Origin of the sequence: Yoonia sp. R2-816, from assembly GCF_046762905.1 — a bacterium.
In the GTDB taxonomy this organism is placed as follows: domain Bacteria; phylum Pseudomonadota; class Alphaproteobacteria; order Rhodobacterales; family Rhodobacteraceae; genus Yoonia.
Genome location: NZ_JBKQXN010000206.1, coordinates 1 through 272 on the forward strand (window position 1 = coordinate 1; position 272 = coordinate 272).

The 272-nt window shown below is 52.9% G+C and carries 1 protein-coding gene; it reads right to left on the reverse strand.

Features of this window, described 5'->3' with window-relative positions:
* A partial coding sequence (locus tag ACFWW2_RS12220; protein WP_393928356.1) for a hypothetical protein occupies positions 1 to 272 on the reverse strand: 272 nt, incomplete at both ends.

The window sequence follows — 272 nt, forward strand, 5'->3', positions numbered from 1 at the left end:
GACGTCCAGGTGACGACAAAATGGCCATCGGCGAGCGCTGTCACGCTCGGGTTTGTTTGTTCGCCATTGGTAAACTCATTGACCACGAATTCACTGACGACCTCATTTCCATCCGCGTCTAAAACACGCGCCTTGATGGCAGAATTGGACGTATCGCCTTGCTGCCCGTCTTCAGACTGCCACGTGACAATGAAGTGACCATTGGCGAGGGCTGTAATGCTCGGACTGCCTTGACGGCCATTGGTAAACTCATTGATCAGGAATTCGCTGAC